Source organism: Streptomyces lusitanus, assembly GCF_042647945.1.
Lineage (GTDB): Bacteria > Actinomycetota > Actinomycetes > Streptomycetales > Streptomycetaceae > Streptomyces > Streptomyces pseudogriseolus.
Genome location: NZ_JBHRWL010000018.1, coordinates 46,900 through 68,528, shown reverse-complemented (window position 1 = coordinate 68,528; position 21,629 = coordinate 46,900). Strand labels below are relative to the sequence as shown.

18 protein-coding genes and 1 tRNA gene are annotated in these 21,629 nt (G+C 69.9%); 8 read left to right on the top strand and 11 right to left on the bottom strand.

Annotated elements, in window-relative coordinates; genetic code table 11:
• The first annotated feature begins 220 nt into the window (after positions 1-220).
• Both ACFOSY_RS24490 and ACFOSY_RS24485 read left to right on the top strand, forming a co-directional pair.
• Positions 221-2,167, top strand: coding sequence for a helix-turn-helix domain-containing protein (locus ACFOSY_RS24490; RefSeq protein ID WP_394310545.1), 1,947 nt, complete (start codon positions 221-223; stop codon positions 2,165-2,167).
• 184 nt (positions 2,168-2,351) lie between these two features.
• A tRNA-Arg gene (locus tag ACFOSY_RS24485) sits at positions 2,352-2,424 on the top strand.
• A gap of 47 nt (positions 2,425-2,471) precedes the next feature.
• Here ACFOSY_RS24485 and ACFOSY_RS24480 read toward each other — a convergent pair.
• Complete coding sequence (locus ACFOSY_RS24480) at positions 2,472-4,145, bottom strand: site-specific integrase (RefSeq protein WP_394310543.1); 1,674 nt, start codon at positions 4,143-4,145, stop codon at positions 2,472-2,474.
• On the bottom strand, positions 4,142-4,831 hold the full coding sequence (locus ACFOSY_RS24475; protein WP_394310540.1) for a helix-turn-helix domain-containing protein: 690 nt from the start codon (positions 4,829-4,831) through the stop codon (positions 4,142-4,144). The genes ACFOSY_RS24480 and ACFOSY_RS24475 overlap by 4 nt, the downstream gene beginning before the upstream one ends.
• 94 nt (positions 4,832-4,925) lie before the next feature.
• Here ACFOSY_RS24475 and ACFOSY_RS24470 point away from each other — a divergent pair, with 94 nt between their 5' ends.
• The 4 genes from ACFOSY_RS24470 to ACFOSY_RS24455 all read left to right on the top strand — a co-directional run bounded on the left by ACFOSY_RS24470 (position 4,926) and on the right by ACFOSY_RS24455 (position 9,427).
• Positions 4,926-5,156 (top strand): hypothetical protein, encoded by a 231-nt coding sequence (locus ACFOSY_RS24470; protein ID WP_269743354.1) that lies wholly within the window; start codon positions 4,926-4,928, stop codon positions 5,154-5,156.
• Between the two features lie 233 nt (positions 5,157-5,389).
• Positions 5,390-6,712 carry a DUF3631 domain-containing protein gene (locus tag ACFOSY_RS24465; protein ID WP_394310537.1) on the top strand — a complete coding sequence of 441 codons (1,323 nt, stop codon included), beginning with the start codon at positions 5,390-5,392 and terminating at the stop codon, positions 6,710-6,712.
• Positions 6,713-7,145: 433 nt separating this feature from the next.
• The gene (locus tag ACFOSY_RS24460; RefSeq protein ID WP_394310534.1) at positions 7,146-7,715 is read left to right on the top strand and encodes a MobC family plasmid mobilization relaxosome protein; all 570 of its coding nucleotides are present in this window, start codon (positions 7,146-7,148) and stop codon (positions 7,713-7,715) included.
• A complete protein-coding gene (locus ACFOSY_RS24455; RefSeq protein WP_394310531.1) occupies positions 7,712-9,427 on the top strand; it encodes a relaxase/mobilization nuclease domain-containing protein in 1,716 nt (571 codons plus the stop codon). Before ACFOSY_RS24460 ends, ACFOSY_RS24455 begins: the two co-directional genes overlap by 4 nt.
• A 6-nt stretch (positions 9,428-9,433) precedes the next feature.
• On the opposite strand, the gene ACFOSY_RS24450 is transcribed toward ACFOSY_RS24455, so the two are convergent.
• The 8 genes from ACFOSY_RS24450 to ACFOSY_RS24415 form a co-directional block, all read right to left on the bottom strand.
• Positions 9,434-10,567, bottom strand: a complete 1,134-nt coding sequence (locus tag ACFOSY_RS24450; RefSeq protein ID WP_394310529.1) for a hypothetical protein — start codon at positions 10,565-10,567, stop codon at positions 9,434-9,436.
• A 90-nt stretch (positions 10,568-10,657) separates the two neighbouring features.
• The gene (gene fxlM, locus ACFOSY_RS24445; RefSeq protein WP_394310527.1) at positions 10,658-12,739 is read right to left on the bottom strand and encodes a methyltransferase, FxLD system; all 2,082 of its coding nucleotides are present in this window, start codon (positions 12,737-12,739) and stop codon (positions 10,658-10,660) included.
• Between the two features lie 21 nt (positions 12,740-12,760).
• Positions 12,761-14,035, bottom strand: a complete 1,275-nt coding sequence (locus tag ACFOSY_RS24440) for a lanthionine synthetase C family protein (RefSeq protein ID WP_394310525.1) — start codon at positions 14,033-14,035, stop codon at positions 12,761-12,763.
• On the bottom strand, positions 14,032-16,986 hold the full coding sequence (locus ACFOSY_RS24435; RefSeq protein WP_394310522.1) for a lantibiotic dehydratase: 2,955 nt from the start codon (positions 16,984-16,986) through the stop codon (positions 14,032-14,034). Before ACFOSY_RS24435 ends, ACFOSY_RS24440 begins: the two co-directional genes overlap by 4 nt.
• A 217-nt stretch (positions 16,987-17,203) precedes the next feature.
• Entirely contained in the window at positions 17,204-17,383 is a 180-nt protein-coding gene (locus tag ACFOSY_RS24430) for an FxLD family lanthipeptide (RefSeq protein WP_016825826.1), read from the bottom strand.
• Between the two features lie 186 nt (positions 17,384-17,569).
• Complete coding sequence (locus ACFOSY_RS24425; protein ID WP_381701893.1) at positions 17,570-17,758, bottom strand: hypothetical protein; 189 nt, start codon at positions 17,756-17,758, stop codon at positions 17,570-17,572.
• A gap of 17 nt (positions 17,759-17,775) precedes the next feature.
• Positions 17,776-17,916, bottom strand: a complete 141-nt coding sequence (locus ACFOSY_RS24420; RefSeq protein WP_394310519.1) for a hypothetical protein — start codon at positions 17,914-17,916, stop codon at positions 17,776-17,778.
• A gap of 68 nt (positions 17,917-17,984) precedes the next feature.
• Entirely contained in the window at positions 17,985-18,431 is a 447-nt protein-coding gene (locus ACFOSY_RS24415; RefSeq protein ID WP_243782753.1) for an ATP-binding protein, read from the bottom strand.
• A gap of 239 nt (positions 18,432-18,670) precedes the next feature.
• Between ACFOSY_RS24415 and ACFOSY_RS24410 the strand changes: the two genes are divergently transcribed.
• Positions 18,671-19,954: an XRE family transcriptional regulator gene (locus tag ACFOSY_RS24410; protein ID WP_394310511.1), complete on the top strand. Its 1,284-nt coding sequence runs from the start codon at positions 18,671-18,673 to the stop codon at positions 19,952-19,954.
• Entirely contained in the window at positions 19,951-20,490 is a 540-nt protein-coding gene (locus ACFOSY_RS24405; RefSeq protein WP_394310508.1) for a GNAT family N-acetyltransferase, read from the top strand. The genes ACFOSY_RS24410 and ACFOSY_RS24405 overlap by 4 nt, the downstream gene beginning before the upstream one ends.
• A 5-nt stretch (positions 20,491-20,495) precedes the next feature.
• On the opposite strand, the gene ACFOSY_RS24400 is transcribed toward ACFOSY_RS24405, so the two are convergent.
• The gene (locus tag ACFOSY_RS24400; RefSeq protein WP_394310505.1) at positions 20,496-21,623 is read right to left on the bottom strand and encodes a hypothetical protein; all 1,128 of its coding nucleotides are present in this window, start codon (positions 21,621-21,623) and stop codon (positions 20,496-20,498) included.
• Positions 21,624-21,629: the final 6 nt, after the last annotated feature.

The following is a 21,629-nucleotide window of genomic DNA, read 5'->3' as shown; positions in this document are numbered from 1 at the left end:
CGGCCTCGACGCCGCCCGGGCTCGATGTTCCGTGACATCGCGAACGAGCGACAGGTGGTCCGACCACACTGCTCACAAGGCACAGGGGTGCCTCGGCCACCACCTTCGAGGAACAGCCGTGCGGCCACGTACCGTGAGCTGCTGAAACCGCAGGGCGAGGAACTCAGGAAGCACGGGGGACGTGATGGCAGGGGGGCCGGAGCCGGCTTCGCCGGACGTGATGTCCGTACTGGAACTGCTCGCGGCGGGGGCGCCGTCAGCCCGGTTCGAGGAACTGCTGGATGCCGCGCGCCGCAACGAGACCTCCGACGGGAGGCTCGCGGAACTCGACCAGGCCGTCCGCCTGGCCTCGCGCGTCCGGGCCATGATCGGCCATGCGCAGCAGCGCGAGGCCGGACTCGCCGCGCTCGTCGACACGGCCCACGACCTCACGCTGGTGCACGGCACAGACGCGCTTCTGCACGAGATCGCACGACGGACACGCCGACTGCTGAACGTCGACATGGCCTACGTCGCACTGCGCGACGCGGACGACGAGGGCGCGGGCTCCGTCATCCGCGCGGCGGAGGGCGACACCACATCGCTCAGCGTGGGCCTGAGGACCTCCGACGACTCGGGCCTCGGCAGCCTCGTCCAGCGAAGCGGAGCGCCCGCCTGGAGCCCCGACTACCTGGCCGACCGGGACCTTCCGCGCTCCCCCGACATCGACGCCGTCGTCAGGGCCGAAGGCCTGCACGCCATCCTGGCGGTGCCGCTCGGCCACGGTACGACGGTCTTCGGCACCCTCTACGGCGCCGACCGGAAGGTACGGCATTTCACGCCGGACGAGATCAGCCTCATGCGCTCCCTCGGCAAGGTGGCGGGCGTCGCCGTCGAACGCGCACGGCTGCTGGAGGACACCCGCGCCGAGGTGACCGAGCTGGAACGGGACACGTCCCGCGCCCGGAGCAGTCTCCACGCGCAACGCCGCGTCGAGGCCGCCTACATACGGCTGATCGACCTGGTGCTCGCCGGCTGCGATCCCCGGACCCTCGCCGAAGCCGCGGCCAGGGAACTGTCGGGGGCGCTGGTCGTCAGGGACTGCGTCGGACGCAGGGTCGTGGCGATCGGTACGCCGCCGGAACTCGCCGAGGACGACGTCCTCAGGTGGACCTACGACGCCCATGCGGCGGGCCGCCCGGTGCCCGTGCCCGAGGGCGGCTGGGTCGCGCCGGTCACGGCCGGCGGCGAGAACCTCGGTGCCCTTCTGCTGGTCCCCGACGAACCGCTCACGGACGACTTCGGGGTCCGGTTGCTGCAACTCACCGCGTGGGCGGTCGCCCTCATCCTGTTGTTGCAGCGCACCTCGGCCGTCGCCCACGACCAGCTCCGTGACGAACTGCTGGAGGAACTCCTCAGTGACATCCGGCCGCAGCCGCCCCGGCTGATCCCGCGGGCACGCCGGCTCGGCATCGCCGTCGACGAACCGCACGTGGTGGTGCTGGCACGGCCCGAGGGAGGTCCGGAAGGCCGCGCCGCCGCGTGGGCGTCGTCGTACGCCCATCGCATGTCCGGGCTCATGAGAGTCCGTGAGGGCTGTGTGACCCTGCTGATCCCCGGCGAGGCCCCCCTCGCCGCGGCGCATGCGGTGTCCAGAGAACTCACGCCGCTCGTCGGCCGTCCCGTCACGATCGGGGCGGCCGGACCCGTCTCGGCCCCGGACCGCGTGGCCCAGGCCCACCGCGAGGCCCTCAGCTGTCTGGAAGCGCTCACGGAGCTGGGCAACATCGGCTCCGTCGCCACTCCGCAGCAGATGGGCTTCCTCGGCGTACTGCTCTCCGAGACCCACGGCGTCGGCGACTACGTCGAGTCCGTGATCGGCCCCGTACTGGCCTACGACGCCCAGCGTTTCACGGAGCTGACCCGCACACTGGACGCGTATTTCGCCTCCTCGTCGAGCCCGACGCGCGCGGCGTCGGCCCTGCATGTGCACCCCAACACGGTGTCCAGACGCCTGGAGCGCATCACCGAACTCCTCGGATCGAACTGGCAGGACCCTGATCGCGCACTTGAGATCCAACTAGCCCTCCGGCTGCACCGCACCCGCCGAACCCTGCGGCACAGGCACACGGCCGCCGGGGCGGTACGGGACGGGGGCAACGCGGCTTCGCGGGAGTCGGGTCCATGAGGGTCGGGCGGATGTGCCGGTGCCGGCCTCGGAACGAAGCCCGGCCGAGGCATCAGCCTCGCCCCCACCACCCCCGTCTGATCCGCTAACCTGTCAGGGACCGCCGTCAGCGGCGGTCCCACCCTTGCCGCAGCGCGGGTGAACGCTCACGCAGAGTATTCAGCCACGTTGCACGCGAGGCCCCGCCTTCGTAGCTCAGGGGATAGAGCACCGCTCTCCTAAAGCGGGTGTCGCAGGTTCGAATCCTGCCGGGGGCACAACGCATTACCCGTCTGACCTGGGGTTTCTCCCCCAGGGAGGGCTCCTACTCGGCCTCGGACTCCTCGTCCGGGGCCGTTTGCGTGAGCGGTGCGTGAGCGGACGGAGAGTTGATCTCCGAAATTCCTCCCAACGGATCAGCACCATCCGGCACGGGCTCCGGGCCGGGATGCCCCGCGTCGTCGGGCTCAGGCTCCGCGTCGGAGGCGGTGTTCTCGGAGGTTGCGCGGGCGCGCGGGACGAGTCGGGCTGCGGCCTCGGCGATCGCCAGGTCCGCCTCCGGGAGCAGGCTCGTGTACGTGTCGGCCGTAATGGTGATCGAGGAGTGGCCGAGCATCTCCTGGATGTCCTTCAGGTCGGCCCCGGCCGCGTGGGCGAGGGTCGCGGCACCGTGGCGGAGGTCGTGGAGCCTGACCGGCGGGAGGTCGATCTCCTCGTACAGCTCGATGAACCGCCGGGTGACGTTGGCGGGGTGGAGCAACTCGCCGTTCTCCTTGGTGAAGACGCGTCCGGTCTCCACCCAGGCGCTCTCCCACTTCTTACGGTCCCTGTCCTGCTGGGCGCGGTGCCGCTTGAGGGCCTGGACCGTGTCGGAGTCGAGCGCGATGGTCCGCGCGCCGGCGTCGGTCTTGGGGTCGTCCTCGTACACCTCCCAGCCGTCCACGACGAGTTGCTTGGCGACGGTGATGAGACCGGCGTCCAGGTTGGTGTCGGTCCACTTCTGGCCGCATGCCTCGCCCCGTCGCAGTCCGCGGAACGCGATCAGGTGGAAGAGGGCGTACAGGCGGTCCTCCGCAACGTGGTCGAGGAAGAGGCCAGTGTGCTCCGGCGTCCAGACCATCACCGACGACGGCTTCTCGCCGGTGCGCTTCCAGTGGAGGATGCGCTCCTCGGTCCATACGAGGGCCTTGGGTCGCTTGCCTGCCTCCAACTCGACGTGGGCGGCCGGGTTGAAGGTGATGAGCTGCTGGGCGATCGCGGCGTTCAGTGCGGCCCGCAGGGTGGAGCGGACGCGCTGGCGTGTGGCCGGGCCGACGATACGGCGGTAGGGCTCCATCTCTGCGATGGCTGCCTTCATCGCCTTACGGCGGGCGCGGGGCTCGCGGCCCTTCCAGGGGATCTGGGCAAGGTCCTCGAACGCCTTGCGGCGGGCTGCGTTACCCTCCGCGATCTCGACGTTGGCCTCGGCTATGGCCTCGAACATCTCCGACAGGTGGGCGACCCGGAGGCGGTCGAGCCGGTAGTGCCCGATCCGTGGTTTGAGGTGGACACGGATGTTGCTCTCGTCGCGGCTGATGGCGCTCTGCCGCCCCTTCTTGCCCGCCAGCCACATGTCCAGCCACTCGCCGACCGTGAGCCTGCTCGTCAGGTCCAGGCCGTGGCTGAGGCGCCTGCGGGTGGCCTCGATGTTCGGCAGCGGGGCCCTATCGTCGGCCACCTTCTCCAACAACTCGGCTATCTGGGCCAGGCCCTCGGAGTCGTCGGCGTCGGCCAGGCCGACGAGCGCGCGCACGTGGTCGAGGTCCGCCTGGGCGGCCTTGAGGGAGTCGTAGCCGGCGCGGCTGAAGGAGCGGCGGGTGCCGTCTTCGCGGGGCGGAAGCTCCTGGCGTATGGAGTACGAGCCGTGCTTGCGGCTGGAGAGCTTGGGGCATTTCTTGCCGAGCGGCTTGCCGGTGTGAGGGTCGCGGCAGTAGCAGCGGCGGTGGGTGGAACCCTTCAAAGATCGTTCTCCTCGGTGGGGTCGGTATCGGGTGGGTCGACGTCGTCGAGCTGCGAGGGCAGGTGGGGTGGAGTGCCGCCGGCTTCGCGGATGGCGTCGCGGTGGCGTCGTAGTTCGTGCTTGGCGTTGGCGGCCTGATCGGCGTACCGGGCCAAGGCGCGCTCGGCTGCTTCCCGCTGGACGCGGTTGGGGGCGGTCTTGACCTTCCAGCGTTCGTAGTCCTCACTCTCCACGGCGGCCAAGGCTGGGCGGAGTTCGAGGTCGTGGGCCAGGAAGTGGTCGAGCATGTAGTCGGTGGCGTCATCGGCAGCCGAGCTGCCGGTGAACCACTGCAGGGCGTCCCAGGCCGGTCGCGGGTCCTCGTAGGGGAGTTGGCGGACCTCGTCGACGTAGCCGACGGGGTAGATCAGGCTGATCGGGGACATACGCAGGGCCTTGGCCAGGACCATGACCTCGACCAGGGGCAGGCCGGCGCGGCGGCCGGACTCCATGTTGGCGATCACGTTGCGGGGGATCGGGTAGCCGATCTCCTCGCACCTGTCGGCCAGATCCTGTGCGCTCCACCCCAGTTCCTTCCGTCGTCTGCGGACCTCGCCGGCCACGGTGGCCATGACGTGGTCCTCCCACTCAAGGACGTCGTCTGCGTCGTCCTTCTCAGATCCATGGTCGGAACGGTGTTGTGTCATGAAGACACATTAACTTGCCTAACGTTGATTCCATGGCCGGGAGACGAGCGCGATCGCCGTGTTCGCCGAGGGCTCAGTCATGGATGGAGCGCGTATGCGCGAGAACGAACCCGTCGGCCGGGCGAAGGGCATGAGCCGCGAGGAGCTGCTGGAGCTTCCCGCCGCTGTTGACCTGGAGACGGGCAACCGGGCGCTGGGGCTGGGGCGGAGCAAGGGGTACGAGCTGGCGAAGCGAGGCCAGTACCCGTGCAAGGTGCTGAGGCTGGGCAACGCCTACCGGGTGGTGACCGCAGACCTGTTGGTTTTGTTGGGCCTGGCCGCGTGAGAGCGGGGAACCGTAGCAGACGGTTCTGCGCTGAGCTGACACAGAAACGCTGGACTGTTGCCGGGCGTGGACGTACCGTCCGTGTTCCCTCGCGATGGCCTGGCGCCCGCGAGAAAAGGGTGGGCCCCCGGCGGTGCAACGCCGGAGGCCCGATGACTCCCCACCAGTCCCATGTGAACCGACCCGGCGGCCAGGGCATGCCAGCCCGCCACCGCCAGACAAGGAGCTGCCGAGTGCAACCCGAGAACCCCGAGCCCTATTCCGCCCCCGCCCAGGCCGTCTGGCCCGCAGCAGCCATCCCCGGCCGACCCGGCGCCCACCTGCACGCCACGCAGGCCGACGACGCCGATCCGAGCCCCACCGGTGATGCGGACGACGCCCGCAGCGCCGACGAGGCCAAGACGCCGAGCGAACTCGTGGAGATACCCGACGCGGAGCCGACCCACGGCTCGAAGCTGCTGGACGAACTGCACGGGCAGATCGCCCAGTTCGTGATCCCGCCCTCCCCGGAAGCCCTGGACGCGATCACCCTGTGGGTGGCGGCAACGCACATGCAGCCCGCGTGGCAGCACGCCCCGCGCCTGGCGGTGGTGGGGCCGGCGAAGCGGTGCGGCAAGTCACGGCTCCTGGACGTGCTGACCGAGACGGTCCACGAACCGATGCTCACCATCAACACCACCCCGGCGGCCATCTTCCGATCGATCTCCGAGGACAACCCGCCAACCCTCCTGGTGGACGAGGCGGACACCATCTTCGGCCCGAAGGTCGCGGAGAAGAACGAGGAGACGCGCGGCCTGCTCAACGCCGGCCACCAGCGGGGTCGCTACGTGACCCGGGTGGTGGGCAACGACCACACCCCGCACCGCTTCGCGACCTTCGCCATGGCGGCCATCGCGGGGATCGGCGAGCTGCCCGACACGGTTATGGACCGGTCGGTGGTGATCCGGATGCGGCGCCGGGCCGAGGGCGAGAAGGTCAAGCCCTTCCGCTCCCGTCGTGACATCCCGGCCCTGCACGATCTGCGCGACCGTATCGCCGCGTGGGCCAGGCCCCTGCTGGACGAGGCCGCGGACCTGGAGCCGGAGATGCCGGTCGAGGACCGTGCCGCGGACACCTGGGAGCCCCTGGTCATCGTCGCCGACCTGGCTGGCGGGCACTGGCCCCGGCGGGCGCGCCTCGCGTGCGCGCGGATGGTCGCCGCCGAAGTGGCGGCCGAGGAGGACCACCCGAGCGGGGCGCGGATTCTCGCCGATATCCGCCGGGTGTTCTACGCCCAGCGTGAGGTGGAGAGCCTGTCCACCGAGGAACTCCTCCACCACCTGCGCCAAGACGCGGAGGCTCCGCGACTCAGCCCGTCCCGGCCGTTGGGCTGTCGGCCGCTGTATCCGTCCAGTCGCCGGAATCGCCCGCCTCCGCTGCGGCGGGCAAGGTGCGCGGTGGCCGTCCGCCCGGGGCTCCTCTTGAGGAACTCGTGGAGATCGGCCGGGCTGCTGCCGCTGAGCAGGGCAAGCTCACCCGGGCCGTCGTCCGCGCGGCGGTTGAGGACAAAGGGCTGACGGTCGGCAGCCAGCGGCTGACTGAGGTGATGGACATCCTCCGCGCCGAACTCGAAGCCTCCGCCGAGACCGATCGGCCCGGCGGCTGACCGGAACCGCCGCCGGGTGACCGGAACCTTCTGGTCACCCGGCCCGCCGGCCACTGCCCCGTGTAACGCACGGTCGTCCACACCTGTGGATGCGGCGGCAGCCGTCCGAACTCCATCTGATCTCCGCCGTGACCCGCACTCCCTCCCCACCCCGCTCTGGAGAACCGTCCATGACGCACGACCGGTGCCGCCCCGACCACATTCCCGATGATCCGCAATCGCTAACGAAGTCCCCTACGCTGATGGACCGTTGGCGCCGCGCGTTCGGACGACCTGCCCCGGGCGGAGCCAGTAGTACCCCAAGTCCGACTCAAGGCCGGTCTTCGGGGGTCTCCGCCCCGGGGGTGGCGGAGACGGCCCAGCACCAGGGGGCGCCAGGCCAGGACGTCGGGGCCGAGGGCGGCCCCGACGCGGACACCCTCCACACCGTCCAATGCGAGACCCTGCGCCCCGTACGCGCCGCCGACACCGCCGAGAGCGTCGGCGGTGAGCCGGTCGTGAAGAGCGTGCAGCCCACGATCCGCCGCTTCACCGGCACCAAGCGCGTCGTCCGCGTCGGCCCCCTGCGCTTCACCGGCGACGAGCACACCCGTCTCCAGGAGGCCGCCGCCGAGCACGGCTACAGGGGCGACTCCGGCTTCGCCGCCGACATCGTCCTCGCCTTCATCACCGGCCGGTTCACCGCCAACCTGCCTCTGTCCGAGGACCGCCGCCGCACCCACATCTTCCGCGCTCAGGTCCTGCGCCAGCTCAACCGGATCGGCGTCAATATCAACCAGATCGCCCGCGCCCTCAACAGCGACCACACCCCACCCGACATCCGCCAACGCCTCACCGAACTCCACGACTTGCTGGAGCTGATCGCCGAAGCCCTGCGCAAGCCCGCCGACCCGGAGACGGAGGCAGCCGCGTGATCGCCGCCATCAAACCGACCGGGGCCAACACCCGCGGCCTGCTCGCCTACCTCTACGGCCCCGGCGACCACGACGAACACCTCGACCCGCACATCGTGGCCGGCTTCGCGATGCTCGGCATGCCCGACCCCGGCCGCGACGAGAACGCCACCCTCACCGAACTCGCCCGCCACCTCGACGCACCCGTACGGCTACGCAACGGCGAGTTCGGCAAGCCGGTCGCCGACCATGTTTGGCACTGCCCGGTCCGTGCCGCCCCCGAGGACCGCTACCTCTCCGATGCCGAGTGGGGCGAGATCGCGCAGCGCATCGTCCAGGCGGCTGGCATCGCTCCGGCCGGGGATGACCTGGGCTGCCGTTGGATCGCCGTCCGCCATGCCGATGACCACATCCACATCCTCGCCACCACCGTTCGCGAAGACGGCCGCCGCCCCAAGCTCCACGGCAGCGGCGTGCGCGTCGGTGACGCCTGCCGCGAGATCGAGAAGGAATACGGGCTACGGCAGTTGAAGAAGGGGGACGGAACCGGAAGCCGTCGCCCGACTCAGGCCGAGATGCACAAGGCCGAACGCCTCGGCTGGCAACAGCCCAGCCCCGAGTGGCTCCAGGACCGCATCCGCGCCGCCATCCCCCACGTGACCAACGCCGAGGAATTCATCGCTTACCTGCAAGCCAGCGGCGTCGAGGTCCAGGTCCGGCGCGGCCCGTCAGGAGACCTTCTCGGCTACGCCGCCGGCCGCCCCGGCGACGTCAACGAGGCCGGCGAGCAGATTTACCACCCCGGAAGCAAGATTTCCCCCGACCTCTCCCTGCCCAAAATCAAGGCCCGTCTCAAATCCAGCCGTCCCGAGGAACACCCCACCGCCCGCCGCAACCACCCCAGCAGCCCGTGGCATCAAGCCGCTGACGCCCTCGACACCCTGCACACCGACCTCGCCGACGACGCCCACGCCCAGGCCCGCATTACCGCCCTCGGCGAACTTCTTGAAGCCACCGCCCAGTCGGCACCCGCCCACCTGCAGGCCGAACTCCACGCCGCCTCCAAGGCGTTCGCCCGGGCCCAGCGCTCCCAGATCCGGGCGGAAGACCGAGCCGCCCACGCCCTGCGCAGCGCGGCACGCGACATCGTCCACACCGCCACCGGCCCCGACGGCAGCGCCCTGGCCGCCCTGGCCGCAGCCCTCGTCTGGGCCACCATCGTCGCCGCGCGCTGGCACGAAGCGAAGAACCACGCCCACCAGGCCGACGCCGCCCGCCAGGCCGTCCAGCACCTCCAGACAGCCGCCGACCGAGCCCTCGCCCCGACGCTCGCCGAACTCACAGCCCGCCCACCCAGGAATCAAGCCCGGCGCGTCCTCGCCAGCGATGTGCGGGCAGCCGTCCCCGACCACGCCGAGCGCATCCTCACCGACCCGGCCTGGCCCGCGCTCGCCACCGTCCTCGCCGACGCCGAAGCCCGCGGCCACCAACCCCACCAGCTCCTCAAGGAAGCCGCTGCCCAGCGTGAGCTGACCACCGCACGACAGCCCGCCCGCGTCCTGATCACCCGCATCCAGCACACCGGCCGAAACCCAGCACCCAACCGCCGAGCCGAAGCCGCCCGCCGCCGCTCCACCCTCGCAGGATCAATCCGCGTCCGGCAAACCCACGACGGTCAGCTTCCGCCGACGGCTACGACGCCTACCGAACAGCAGCGCCGACAGCGCCGATAGGGACCGTCAGGCCCGCAGGGGTTGCGTTCCTCCGGTATCGGAGGAACGTGTGAGGCTTTCCCGGATCACGCTGTCGCTGGCGCGCAGAGCCGACGTCAGTTCTCCTCGCAGCTCGTCCGGGAAGACCCCCGTGCCGAGGGCGCAGGCGCGCACCAGCGCGCGACAGTCGTGTACTTGCCGGTCCGTGGCGATCTCGGCGAACAGGGGGTGAGCCAAATTCTCGCGGGCCGCGTAGCCGTCCTCGGCGTCCGTCGTCCTGCGGTGGAGGTCCTCGACGATGCGGTGCGCGGCGGACGCCTCGGCGGACCCGATCGCGTCGAGGACGGTAAGTCCGAGGCGGGTGTCGAAGACGGTCATCCCGGGTTCGGTCTTCCGTCCGAAGTAGGCCGTCACCAGGTCGGCCAGGTGGCTGTCGATCGGCTGCCCGGCGTCACGGCGGCACAGGACGGTCAGGCATGCCGTGACGGCTTGTTCCCACGGGTCGCCGGGCTTCGTGTCGGTAAGGAGACCAGCAGCCCCTGCCGTGTCGTTCGCAGCGAGGGCGGCGAGTACGGCGACCTGCCGACCGTCGAGCATCCGCTGTCCGATGCCATGGTGGGCTTCGATGTGCGCCAGGGCCTCGGCCCATCGCCCCTCGGTCGTGAGGGTGCGCGTGCCATCTGCGAGGAGGACGCGCCACAGCCATGCGCGAACTTCCTGGCGGTCTTCGCCGGTCGCTGTGAGGTCCGCAGGTACGGTGACGCCCTCGAACCGTGCCGCTGTGCCGGTCTCCACGGCCCTGTACAGGTCGAGGAGTCGCTGACGCCCCTCATCGGCGTGGCCGGCGCGGATCTGGAGGCGGGCGAGGTTGATGACCGGTTCCAGTCCTCGGATTGCGCTCATGCCGGGCAGGGGGCAGGCGTAGAGGTAGGCGGCGGCGTGCTGGTGGCACATCTCGCGGGCGAGGTCGGGAAGGTCGAGGTCGGAGGCGATGAGCGCGGCTTGGTTGTAGACGGCCGACGCGAGACCCTGGTCGGCCTTCCTCACCGCGGTGTCGGCCAGGTCGACGAGTGCACGCACACGTTCAGGCAGGGGCCGGCAGGCGGGGCGGAATCGGGCGACGAGCGGGAAGCGCTGGGCTGTGAGGCCGTGCGGGTCCATGGATCTCCCCCGGGTTGAAAGCAAGGATTGCTGAGGCGACGGTGCCCGCCAGCCGTGTACCGACGGGCACCGTCCGCTACGCGTGGTGCGTCATCGCCAGTCGACGACGATGCGGTTCAGCGGGGTGTCGAGGACGAAGAGGCCGGGGCGCTGCTCGATGGCGGGGGTGTCGAGGGGCTGGATTTCGAACGTGGCCTCACGGCCTCGGTAGTCGTGATCCCAGGAGCGGATGGTGTCGGCGACCTTCGCGGCCAGTTCGTCGCTGCCGGGGCCGTGGCCGATGACGCCGAACTCCCAGAGCGTGTCGCCCTCGGGGGTCTGCTCCTTCGAAAGGCGCCGGGCGAGGTAGGTGACGGCACCCTTGTCGACGACCGCGGTCGACGAGGGGTAGGGGTCCTCGGTGAGCAGAGTGCCCTTGGCGCTCTGGGGGAACAGCATCCGGATCAGGCCGGAGGGCAGGGAGCAGGTGACGAACAGTTCCATCCATTCCGGTGACTCCATGGCGCGGACCGTCATGCCGGTCCACTCCTCGGTGCGCGGCTGGTCAAGCACACCTGCGAGGGCATCGGCGTCGATGCTGAGCCCGGCGGGGGCCTGGAGTCGTACGGTGCCGTCCGTGCTGAGAGGGATCACTCGGCGGTCGTCGTCGGCGATGCCCCGCCGAAGCGGCATGAAGGTGTTCATCTCGCTGCCGAGGGACACCCACCGGCCGTCACGCTGCTCGTAGGCGATAGAGCGGGACACCGTGCCCTTGAGGCGCTGGGGGACGAGGAGCCGGCCGCCGGGGGCGAGCTGCTGCAGCCAGGCGTGCGGTACGCCGTGGGCGCCGACGGTGGCGATGATCCGGTCGTACGGCGCTGCTTCGGCGTAGCCGAGTGCCCCGTCGCGGGTCACGGCCTCGGCGTTGGTGATCCCTGCGGCGGCGAGGTGCGCACGGGCGCCTTCCACGAGGTCCTCGTCGACGTCGAGGGTGGTCACGTGTCCGCTCTCGCCGACCAGGTGGGCGAGGAGACCGGCGTTGTATCCGGTGCCGGCGCCGAGTTCGAGGATGCGTTCGCCGGGCTGGGCTTCGAGCTGGTCCAGCATGAGGGCAACGACGCCTGGCTGGGAGGCGCAGGAGATGGAGGTGCCGTCGGTGTCGTACTTGATGTGCACGGGCGCGTTGGCGTAGGCGTCTTCGAGGGACGCGTCGGGCACGAACACGTGGCGGGGCACGGTCCGCAACGCGGTCTCGACGGCGAGCGTGCGGGCGTGTCCGTCCGCGCGGAGCTGGTCGACCAAGGCGTTGCGGAGGCGCTCGGCGTCCGCCGTGGGGGTGGTGATCGTGTCGGTGTTCACCGCGCTGACGCTATCGATGTCGGCCGTTGCCTCGGTGGGCGACTCGGTGTGGTCACTCGTTCCCATGACTACCTCTCGTGCGATGTGGGACAGGGCGCTCTGGTCGTCCCGGAGGAGACCGGCGCGGTTGGCGTGGAAGATCACGTGGTGGGCGATGACGGCTCTCAGGCCGCGGGTGAGGGCGCCACGGCCTGCGAGGTCGGCGAGCGTGGCTCCTGTCCGTTCGAAGGCAGTGACCCACTCGTCATACCTGTGCAGTGGACCGTTCGGGCAGCAGAGGCTGTAGGCATCCACGGTCATCAACTTCTGCACGGACGAGGTCAGTTCGGCGGCTCGTTCGCGTGGTGGTGGATTGGTGGCTGGTCTAAGGGCTGCGACTTTCGCCCATACGTCGCCCTGTTCGAACCAGTCGAGTCCAGCGCCGCGCATCATGGCGCTCGCGAGCAGGATGGCGGTTTCCCGGCGTCCCAAGTGCATCGGGCCCAGCTGGTAGGTGAGCAGGTGGCGGGAGTCGCTGTGGAACAGTTCGTGGGCCGCGTCCATGGCCTCGGGTCCGCCGAAGGTGTCGGTCTCGGGCTCGTAGATGCTGGGCAGGCACGACACGGCCACACCGTCGCCGATGAGATCGCTCAGAAGCGCCTCAATGGCTGGTGAGGGCTTGTCGGCGAGGTAACGCAGCGGCCAGGGCTGCTTGTTCATGAACCACCAGCCGGTGAGCTGCCCGTCGGCCTCGGCCTCGATCAGGGCGGGGCCGAGGCGTCCGGCGATGGTGTGCCGTGCCATCTCGCGGTCGACGAAGGTGATGTTGTGCTGCTGCCAGCGGTCGGGAGGCATAAGGGTCCTTCGGTTGGTGGATCAAGCGATGAGGAGGCATGCGTCCCAGGCGGACCGGGGTGGTGCGGCGGTGCTGGGCGCGAGGAGGGCCAGGGCTATGCCGGCGGCGCCGTCGAGGAGGCCGGAGCTGCCTTCCTGGTCCTGGATGAGCGCCTTGGCCATGAGTTCGGGGTCGGTGCCCGGTGGGATGACCGCAGCCAGGAGGGCTGGGATCGCGACTCGGAGTTTTCCCGCGGTTGAGGGGTGGGCGTCGTCGGCCGTCCGCGCGGCAGCGTGGGCGAGGCCGGCGAACCCGTGGCAGAGGCCGTTGTCCGTTGTGGCCTTCAGCTGGTCGGGATCGGTGAGGGCGGCCACGAGCGCGTTCTCCGCGTCGATCTGGCGTCGGATGTCGCCGAGGGCGAGCGCGGCAAGTTGCTGGGCGCGGGCGAGGCCGGCGGTGCCGTAGCACCAGGACGGTCGCCGGGGCGCGGACGGGGCGAGACGCGCCCTGCGCAGCTCGCCCCGAGTGACCCAGTACGGCCAGACCGGCCCGCCGTCGGCCTTCTCCTTCCAGCGGTCCAGCCAGGTCAGGATGGTGTGCAGTGCCGCGTGGTGCCCGTCGGTCACGGAGCCGTTCCGAGCGGCGAGGGCCAGGAGCGCGAGCACGCCGCCGATGCCATGGGCCATACCGGTGTTGGCGTGTCCGCCGGGGAATCGGTCATCCGGGCTGCCGGAGGGACCGGTCTCCGTCCACCAGCCCGGCAGGGTCTCGCCGTGGTGGGTGATCGGTTCGGTGAGGCGCACGCAGTAGTCGAGAACGGCGCGCATCGTGGAGCTGCCGGGGTTTCGGCGCAGTAGGTAGGTGCCGTATCCGGTGAGGCCCCGGATGGCGTCGAACTCGGCGAGCTGCGGCAGGCGTCCGGCATCGATGCGGCGGTGGGCGGTGTCGAGACGGCGTCCGACGTTGACGGCGATCTGTCCGTCCATCGCGTCGAGGGCGCGTTGGTAGGAGCCGGGAAGGTGGTCGGCGGCACAGGTCAGGGCGTGGGCGAAGGCGGGCGCCCCGTAGAACGGGTGGCTGTCTGGGCCGCTGGTGAGCGGCTGCCGGGAGGCGGCGGCGAGCCAGGCGTGGGCGTGGTGCCACGGGCCGAGGCCGCTCGCGGCCCGCTCGATGTGCAGCAGCGCGATTCCGGGAGGGCCGTAGGCAAGGTGCTGCCGGTCCGAGGACAGCGTCCTGGAGCCGAGGGGCACGGTGTCGGGGTCGGCGAGTTGGGCGGCGATGGCGTCGACCAGGCCGAGCGCGGGGTGGACGGTCACGAAGCCTTCCCCCTGGTGCGGGCTGTCCAGGCCAGGGCGGCGGCACGAGCGAGGTAGAGGCATACCTCTTCCTCCGGGAAGTTCACGGCGACGTGGCGCACGAAGTGGACGTGCAGCAGGGAGGTCAGGACGTCGTCGACGGCGATGCCCTGGGTGTCCGGGCCGGGCAGGTGCGGCCGGTACGCGGCGAGCGCCGCTTCCCGGTCGGCCCAGCCGGACACGATGGCGTCTCCGCCCGGGACGCTTTGCAGCGCCGCCCAGTCGTCGCTCGGGTCGGCGAGCCGTACGGCCTCGGTGAACTGCGGGCGAGGAACGGGAGCGGGGGCTGTCGGCGGGATGTGGTCGATCAGCCACTGCATTCCGGCCTCGCTGGTGCCGAGGAACGCGGAGGTGATGGCGACCGTGTGGGCCGCCACTAGCGTGCGCAGTCCGGGGCGTTGTGGCTGCGCGAGTTGGGCCAGGATGGCGCGCGAGTCCGCCCGGAAGACCTCCTCGGCAGCCTCCCATGCGGTGCCGGAGCCCCAGCGGCCCATCTCCCGGTAGGAGGTGGGATAGCGCAGGTCGGCCAGCAGGCCGATGCTTCGTAGCTCGTCGGCCCAGGCGCTCACCGTTCGGGCTGTGTCGGCGAAGGCTTTCGGGCCGGGGAGGGCGATGCGTACGCGGAGGTGTTGGTCCGGGTCGCGGAAGCGGATGAACCACCACGGCAGGTTGCCGAGTTGTTCGAGGAGGCCGGGCAAGTGCCGGGAGAGCAGGACGTCTTGGCGGCGGGGGTCGCCGTACAGGGCGGCCAGAAGCACTGGGGAAGCGGCGGGCGTCTGCGTCTGGGCCGCAGACAGGGCACGGGCCCGGCTGGGGACGGGCAGTGGTGGCCACGTCGGCGGTCGGGTCGCCCTGAGTGGAACTACGACCTCGTGGGCTCGCCCGCCGCACCAGCCGTACGCCTCTGGCTCCGGGGCCTCGACGAGCACGGCCGGGCCCGCGCGGTCGAGATGCTGACGCATGAGCGTCCGGTGGCTGACCTCGTCGAGGTCGAGGAAGAGACGTCGGTCGTCCTCTACAAGGTGGACGCGGCGCGGCAGCCTTCGCCGGGCACGCCAGTCGCTGAGCGCGGCGTCCCACTCGGCCCGAGGGCGGGCATGGCCGGGCAGTTCGGACGCTTCCAGCCGCCAGCGTGCCGGTGCGAGCACAGTGCGGCCGTACCGCAGACGTGGAAGGAACGGCATCGCCGCGGCGGCACCCCAGTCGAAGACGGTGACCTGCGCGCACTGGGCGCGGGACAGTTCGGTGAGGAACCGCACCAGTGGTGGGGTATGGGTGCGCAGGTTCAGGGCGTGCATCCCGACGGCCTCCACGCGGTGGCCTCGCCCAGGGACGGCAAGGTACATGCGGCGGCCGTCGCACCCCACAGCCAAGTCCTCAAGGGTGAGGACAGTGTCCTGCGGGGCGTGGTGCTCCTGAAGGCTGATCACGGTGGGTAGAACCTGTGGGGAGCGGGTGACGTGGGCGCTCTCCGGAAGCAGGGGCGGGAAAGAAAGCTGCGCGGGCACGGTGTTGCCGTCCGCGGTCGGGAGGTCGGCAAGCTCGGCGGCCAGGGCATCGCGGTCGGCCGGGGCCAGCACGCTGAGGAACCGGCCCGTGGAGACGCCGGCGCCTCGGGACACCGTTATGACCTCCAGCCGGAACCGCCCGCGCTGCAACTCTGCCAGGCTGACCGCGTGCACCCGCACCCCGATCTCCAAGTGCGGCGGCAGCCGAGGTTTGTCGGGCCCCACGTCCAGGGACTCAATCTGTTCGTCCGTGAGGATCACTTCGTCACGGCCGTCGAGCGCGGCGGCCTGAGCCAGCTGTACGAGGGCGTCGTCCCGAGCGGAGACGCGGGGCCTGCGTGCGCCGGCCGGAGCGCCTGGGTAGCCGTCGGGATAGCCGGTGCCGCTGTCCGCCACGACCTCCGCGAGCGGCACCATCGTGCCGATGCCGTACCGCTCGTAGAACCGCTGATGGTACTTGTTCCAGGCGGCGGTCCCGTACGGGCGGATGCTCAAGCGGGTCAGGATGAGAGCGGCGCGTTCGATCTCTCGGGCGACCGCTTCCGGTAGAACGATCTGCGCGTCCAGGCGGAGGTCGAGCGCGACGGGGTGGCGACGCAGGCCGGGAACGATGTTTCGCATCCGCGCCGCGACGCTGTCCCGGCCGTCGTGCGTGGCGCACTCCTCCAGGCCCGCCCGAACCGCGTGGAGCTCGCGTACGGTCTCCGAGACCGGAGCGAGGCTCCCAGCGTCGATCGCGTCGAGTTGGCCCACCAGGTACCCGAGGGCATCGGTCTCGGTGCTCGGAGCGTGCAGGCCCGTGATCAGCACCCGCCGCCGGATCAGCTCCGCCAGCAGTTGACGTGCCTTCTCTGGACCGGCCCCGGGGAACTCCGCCTGGAGCTTGTCCACGAGGGTGCCGAATCGGATCGGCGCCCGGGTCGCGGCAAGGACCGCGTGCACCGGTCCGGTCAGGGCCAAAGACGCTTCGACCGCGCGAGTCCGGTCGTCCTGGACGTCGGGCTGGAACGGCACGATGAGCCGGTCTCCCCGGTACGTCACGGTGTTGGTGACGACGACGGGCAGCCGTTCGAGGAGGTCCGGGCAGGACTCCAGCCGTTCGACCAGGGCCGCCAACCACTCTGCCCCTGCACGGCCGACGGCCACGTGCTCCTCGCCCCAGTCGGCCCGCGCCTGGGTGCCGAACTCCGCGGTGGCCACGCCGGCGAACAGGCCGAAGGGCGTCGCCCGGTGTTGGGCTCGCAGCAGGTAGCGGGCCACGGACAGCGCCGCGCGCTGCACATCCCGGAGGGCTGGGTGCTCGGCCGTGCACAGGGCCCCTACCTGCGCGGCCAGGACCGGGCTGGAGTACCGGAGGGCCTCGGCGACGTCCTTGTCCGCCCAGGCCGCGCGTAGCCACGCCACACAGGCAGACGCACCACTGGGCGAGCGGTCGTCGAGGTCAGGGCATGGAGGAAACGGCAGCGAGGGCCGGGCCACGGCACGCACGAGAGCGGTGGAACCGGCGCGGAACGCTGCAGGCGAAGCAACCACCAAGTACCTCCGAAGGTGAGGGGGCGGGCGGCTGGTGCCGCCGCGCGGAGACGCGGCGGCACCAGACCGGGCTGACCTGAGGGCCGGGTTAGGCGACGTTGGTGGTGCAAGCGCCGCAGGTGGATCCGCAGTTGTCGTCGGTCAGGTTGACCAGACCCGCCGGGTCGGCGATCTCGACGAGGGAGACGTCCAGGTCGAAGCCGTCCGAGGCCCCCGGAATCTGCGGGCGTACTTCGGTGCGGCTGGGAACTACGGTGCTGCGCGTCATGCTTCAACTCCTTGTAATCGTTGTGGTGTTACTGGGCTGGAGCACCCACCAGGTGCCCACGGGAGCGGTGCCGGATGGCTGCTCCTCGACGGCTCCTGGCTGCCCGGCGCGAGGTGACGTGCTCCGCGTAGGAAGTCCTCGCGGGCTGCCTGCATCACGCCGGGAAGTCGTGTGCCGGGAGTCTGATCAAGCGGACGCCGGCCGCCGCTCCATGAAGTAGGCGAGCGCCTGGGCCTGCAGGCGATCGAGGCACGGCTCGCACGCGTAGAAGGGTGCGTGCTGCCCGTCCCACTGCACCGGTCCGAGCCAGATCACCAGGACTCCGGTACGCCCGCAGCCGAGCCAGCAGTCACCGGTGATCCACGGCCACTCCATGGAAGGACGTCCCCTTTTCAGCTGGTCGGGATGGTCGATCTGGCGGCCTGGCAGTGGGGAGCGCAGGCCCAGAGCTGGAACAGCAGGCCCCAGTGGCGTATCTCGCCCAGCCGTCGCCCACTCGCTCCCAGCCAGCGGGCGCAGAGGGCGCAGTCCATGGCCATCTGCTGGCGGGGCCGGAGTCTGGCGAGATCCGGAAGGGGCGAGGGTGCCGTGGCCGGGATACTCACTCGCCGCCCCCGGTGCTGAGTTCCGCCCAGACCTCTTTGCCCCAGGGGCGTCTGCCCGAGCCATGCAGGTCGTAGCCCCAGCGGTCGGCGACAGCATCGACGAGGAGCAGCCCACGCCCCGACTCGTCGTCGTCACCCGCCTGGCCGAGTATGGGCAGACGCGTCGGTTCCCGGTCCACGACCCCAACACGCACTCGTGTCGCGCTCGGCCGCCCGACCGTGAGGCGGATCTCGGGACACGGAGTGTGCCGGGCGGCGTTCGCGATCAGCTCCGTGACGATCAGCGCGGCACGGTCGGCGAGGCCGTCGATGTGCCACACACCGAGGACGGCTCGGACGAGGTCGCGGCCGATCTCGGCCGTGGACGGCTCGCACGGGAAGGTCTGGCTGTACGTGGGGTGGCCGACGGATGGGACCTCAACTGGTTTTCTCAGACTCGTCATTGGGTGGAGCCTTCGTGTCGTCTCGGCGCCCGGCCCGCCCCCGCGGGGGAAACCTCGGGGGCGGGCCGGGCCGTCAACAGCCGCCCGCGAGGTGGGCATGCGAGCGACCAGCACCCAGACAACTCCCTTTCCCAGCAGGTTGGTTAGGACGTTCAGGTGGTCAGCCGACGGACCGACCTAGGGCGTTTTGACTCTCCCTTTACCTGGCGGGCGGGGATCGTGCGGGCTACCGTGCCCGCATGGACACCACCCGCAACACCGTTCTTGAGGCGTGGATGGCCGAACACGGCTACAGCTCCAACAGCCTCGCCGAGGCCGTGAACGGGGCCATTGAACGGTTGACCGGACGCCCTGGAGGACTCGACGGCTCATCGGTCCGAGCATGGAAGGCAGGCCGGGTCACATGGCCAAAGTCGGCCGCGCGCAGGGCACTTGAGATCGTGACCGGACTACCCGCCGTCGCTTTAGGGTTCGTGCCACGGGGCCGGCCTTCGTCCACCCCGGCCCCACCGCAGCAGGAGGACCCCGACATGAAGCGTCGTACCCTCGTCGGCAGCATCGCAGCGGCTGCCGTCGCAGCGGCCGCACCCGGCACCGCATCCCCGCGCCGTATCGGCATGAGCGACGTCAACCGCCTCAACAAGCGCTTCGCCGAGATCATCGCCAGCGACCACCGCCACGGCGGACAACTCGGCATCGAACAGCGGGCCGCCGCCCTCGCCGACGAGGCACTCAACCTCCAGAACGCCGGCAGCGCCACCCAGCGCGTACGCAGCAACCTCTACGCCTCCGCAGCCGCCTTCCGCTCCTCCGCGATGTGGGCCGCCATCGACGGCCGGCGCTACGACGTAGCCAAGGCGCACATGCGCGAGGCCCAGGCCCTCGCCGAGATGTCCGGCGACCAGGCGATCAAGTTCCGCATCTGGAGCCACGCGGGAACCATGTATCGCCACATGGGCCGACCCGCCGACGCACTCGCCGCCAACGACGTCGCCCGCAACCTGCACCTCACCCGCCGAGACCCCCTGTTCGCCTCCCTCGGCCTGGCCCGCCAGGGCGCCATCCACGGCACGGCCCAGGACCGCACGGGCACCCGCCGGGCCTTCGATCAGGCTCAGGACGCCATGCTGCGCGCCGATCCCGCCGACTACCGGCCGGTGTGGATGCTCGCCTTCTACGACCAGGCCGAGTTGGACTCCCTGGCCCTCTCCGCGCACTTGGCGCTCGGCGACCACTCGACCGCCGAGTACCACGCCCACCGCTGCCTGTCCGCCCTCAGGCCCCACATGGTCCGGTCCCGGGCCATCACCACCACCCGGCTCGCACACGCCCAGCTGGCACAGGGCGCCCCCGACGCCGCCACGGCCACCGCGATGAAGGTCCCCGCCGAAGCCGCCACCCAGCACGCCCGGGTCACGCGCATGCTCCAGGAGTTCGGGGCCGCACTGCGCGCCACCGCACCCGGAAGCACCACCGTCCAGACCTGGACCGAGCACACCGCAACCTGGAGGATGGCCGCATGACCACGGCTCCCGCCATCGAACTACGCACCTTCACCACCCTCGACACAGCCCGCGGCGACCTCCTCGACGTGTACGCCGACGTGCGCGCCCCGCTCCTCCACCTGCCGAACTATGCGGTCACCGCGTTCGGCGAGCGCCTGGACCGGCACGGCAGCGAGCCGGGGTTCACGGCCGTCCTCGCATACGCGGATGGCCATCCAGTCGGCTACGCCTACGGCAACACCATCGAGCACGGCGACCGATACTGGCAGCGCACCAGCCCGACGCCGGCCGAGAAGTACACCGAGCGCCCGGCCGTAGCCCTGAAGGAGATCGGCGTCCGGCCAGCCTGGAGGAAGACCGGCACCGCCCGGCGCATCCACAACGCCCTCCTCGCCACGCGCGATGAACCGTACGTGACGCTCATGGTCAACCCGGCTGCTGGCGACGGAAAAGTCCATGCGCTCTACAAGTCGTGGGGGTACGAGGACATCGGGCAGAGCCAACCGTCACCGGGCTCACCAGTCCTCACCGTGATGATCCGCGCCAGCCACTGACAACTCTATTCCTCGTCATCCTGAGACCGACGTTCTTGTTGTTGCCACAGCCCCTCCATAAAGGTACGAATGGTGGTCTCGTACGGTTCGTACAAGAAGGCGCCACCGGGCGGGCGAAGCGAGATCAAGTCATGTGTCACGACAAGAAGCGAAAGCAACAACCGGTTCACATCTGAGGACGAAACGTCAGAGTGCAGCCCTTTATTGCTCAGGCTGTCCAGCTTGTCAATCCGCTTTCCCAAGTCCTCGACGTTCGCGATGAGTAGTTCGCGCGAGGTGTCAGAGGTGACATTTTCCGCGACGTATGCCCACAGCCGGTTCCGGTACTCAGCCTGGCCGACTTTTCGTCCGTTTACCTTCTCATCACGTGGAGGATATAGGCAGTCGGCAAGTTTTTCGGTGAATCGCCGACAGGACAACGACACATGCGCCAGTTCTTCCGCCGTCTCGTGGCCCTCGAACGCCTTGATGGCCGCATGGAGCCGTTGAGTGAGGTTCGGGTTCAGGTCTGAGCAACGCATCAGGGTCTCACCCAGCGCAGATGAGAACTGGCCGTGAAGCAGTTCGTCCGCCTCGCCGAGCCTGCGAAAATGCTGCATGTTGTCGTATGGATCAAAGACGGTCTCCCGTACCCCGGAGTCCTCCCAGCGAACTGAGGAGAAGAGGCCGGAAGATTCCCACTCACGATATTCCACATGGTCTCGGTTGTCTTCGACTTCCAACTCATATCCTCTATGAAATAAATAGAGGGAGTCTTCGAAGATCCGAAACCGGCTCGGGATACCCTTCAGGAACACCGCCCAGTGCTCCGGAATCTCCGGACGAATTTGCACTGCTCCCAGGTACCACTCCGTACCTTTCAGCCGGATGTGCATGGCGCGAGCGTCCGAGGGAGCCAGAGATTCCACGACCATACCTGCGATATCAAATGATTCAACGTGCTTGGCAAGGTCCGGCCCAAAGAAAGTGCTCCAGGCTGCCCAGTGCTCGCCGAGAACGCTGTTCGCAGCGGCTTCAGTGCTGCCCACCTCTTGGGCAAGCCGCCACAGTGGAAGAGTTCCCGTGGAAAAGCGGGCATGGCGCCTATGCCGTGGAACGGATTCCATGAACGCTCGCACCAGGGATTCCCTCATGGTGAG

Bases quoted from the DNA above. Each gene is read 5' to 3' on its own strand.
- ACFOSY_RS24490 (WP_394310545.1), top strand. From the start codon at position 221: ATGTCCGTACTGGAACTGCTCGCGGCGGGGGCGCCGTCAGCCCGGTTC.
- ACFOSY_RS24475 (WP_394310540.1), bottom strand. From the start codon at position 4,831: ATGACACAACACCGTTCCGACCATGGATCTGAGAAGGACGACGCAGAC.
- ACFOSY_RS24470 (WP_269743354.1), top strand. From the start codon at position 4,926: ATGCGCGAGAACGAACCCGTCGGCCGGGCGAAGGGCATGAGCCGCGAG.
- ACFOSY_RS24450 (WP_394310529.1), bottom strand. From the start codon at position 10,567: ATGGACCCGCACGGCCTCACAGCCCAGCGCTTCCCGCTCGTCGCCCGA.
- fxlM (WP_394310527.1), bottom strand. From the start codon at position 12,739: ATGCCTCCCGACCGCTGGCAGCAGCACAACATCACCTTCGTCGACCGC.
- ACFOSY_RS24430 (WP_016825826.1), bottom strand. From the start codon at position 17,383: ATGACGCGCAGCACCGTAGTTCCCAGCCGCACCGAAGTACGCCCGCAG.
- ACFOSY_RS24425 (WP_381701893.1), bottom strand. From the start codon at position 17,758: ATGGAGTGGCCGTGGATCACCGGTGACTGCTGGCTCGGCTGCGGGCGT.
- ACFOSY_RS24420 (WP_394310519.1), bottom strand. From the start codon at position 17,916: ATGGACTGCGCCCTCTGCGCCCGCTGGCTGGGAGCGAGTGGGCGACGG.
- ACFOSY_RS24415 (WP_243782753.1), bottom strand. From the start codon at position 18,431: ATGACGAGTCTGAGAAAACCAGTTGAGGTCCCATCCGTCGGCCACCCC.
- ACFOSY_RS24410 (WP_394310511.1), top strand. From the start codon at position 18,671: ATGGACACCACCCGCAACACCGTTCTTGAGGCGTGGATGGCCGAACAC.
- ACFOSY_RS24405 (WP_394310508.1), top strand. From the start codon at position 19,951: ATGACCACGGCTCCCGCCATCGAACTACGCACCTTCACCACCCTCGAC.
- ACFOSY_RS24400 (WP_394310505.1), bottom strand. From the start codon at position 21,623: ATGAGGGAATCCCTGGTGCGAGCGTTCATGGAATCCGTTCCACGGCAT.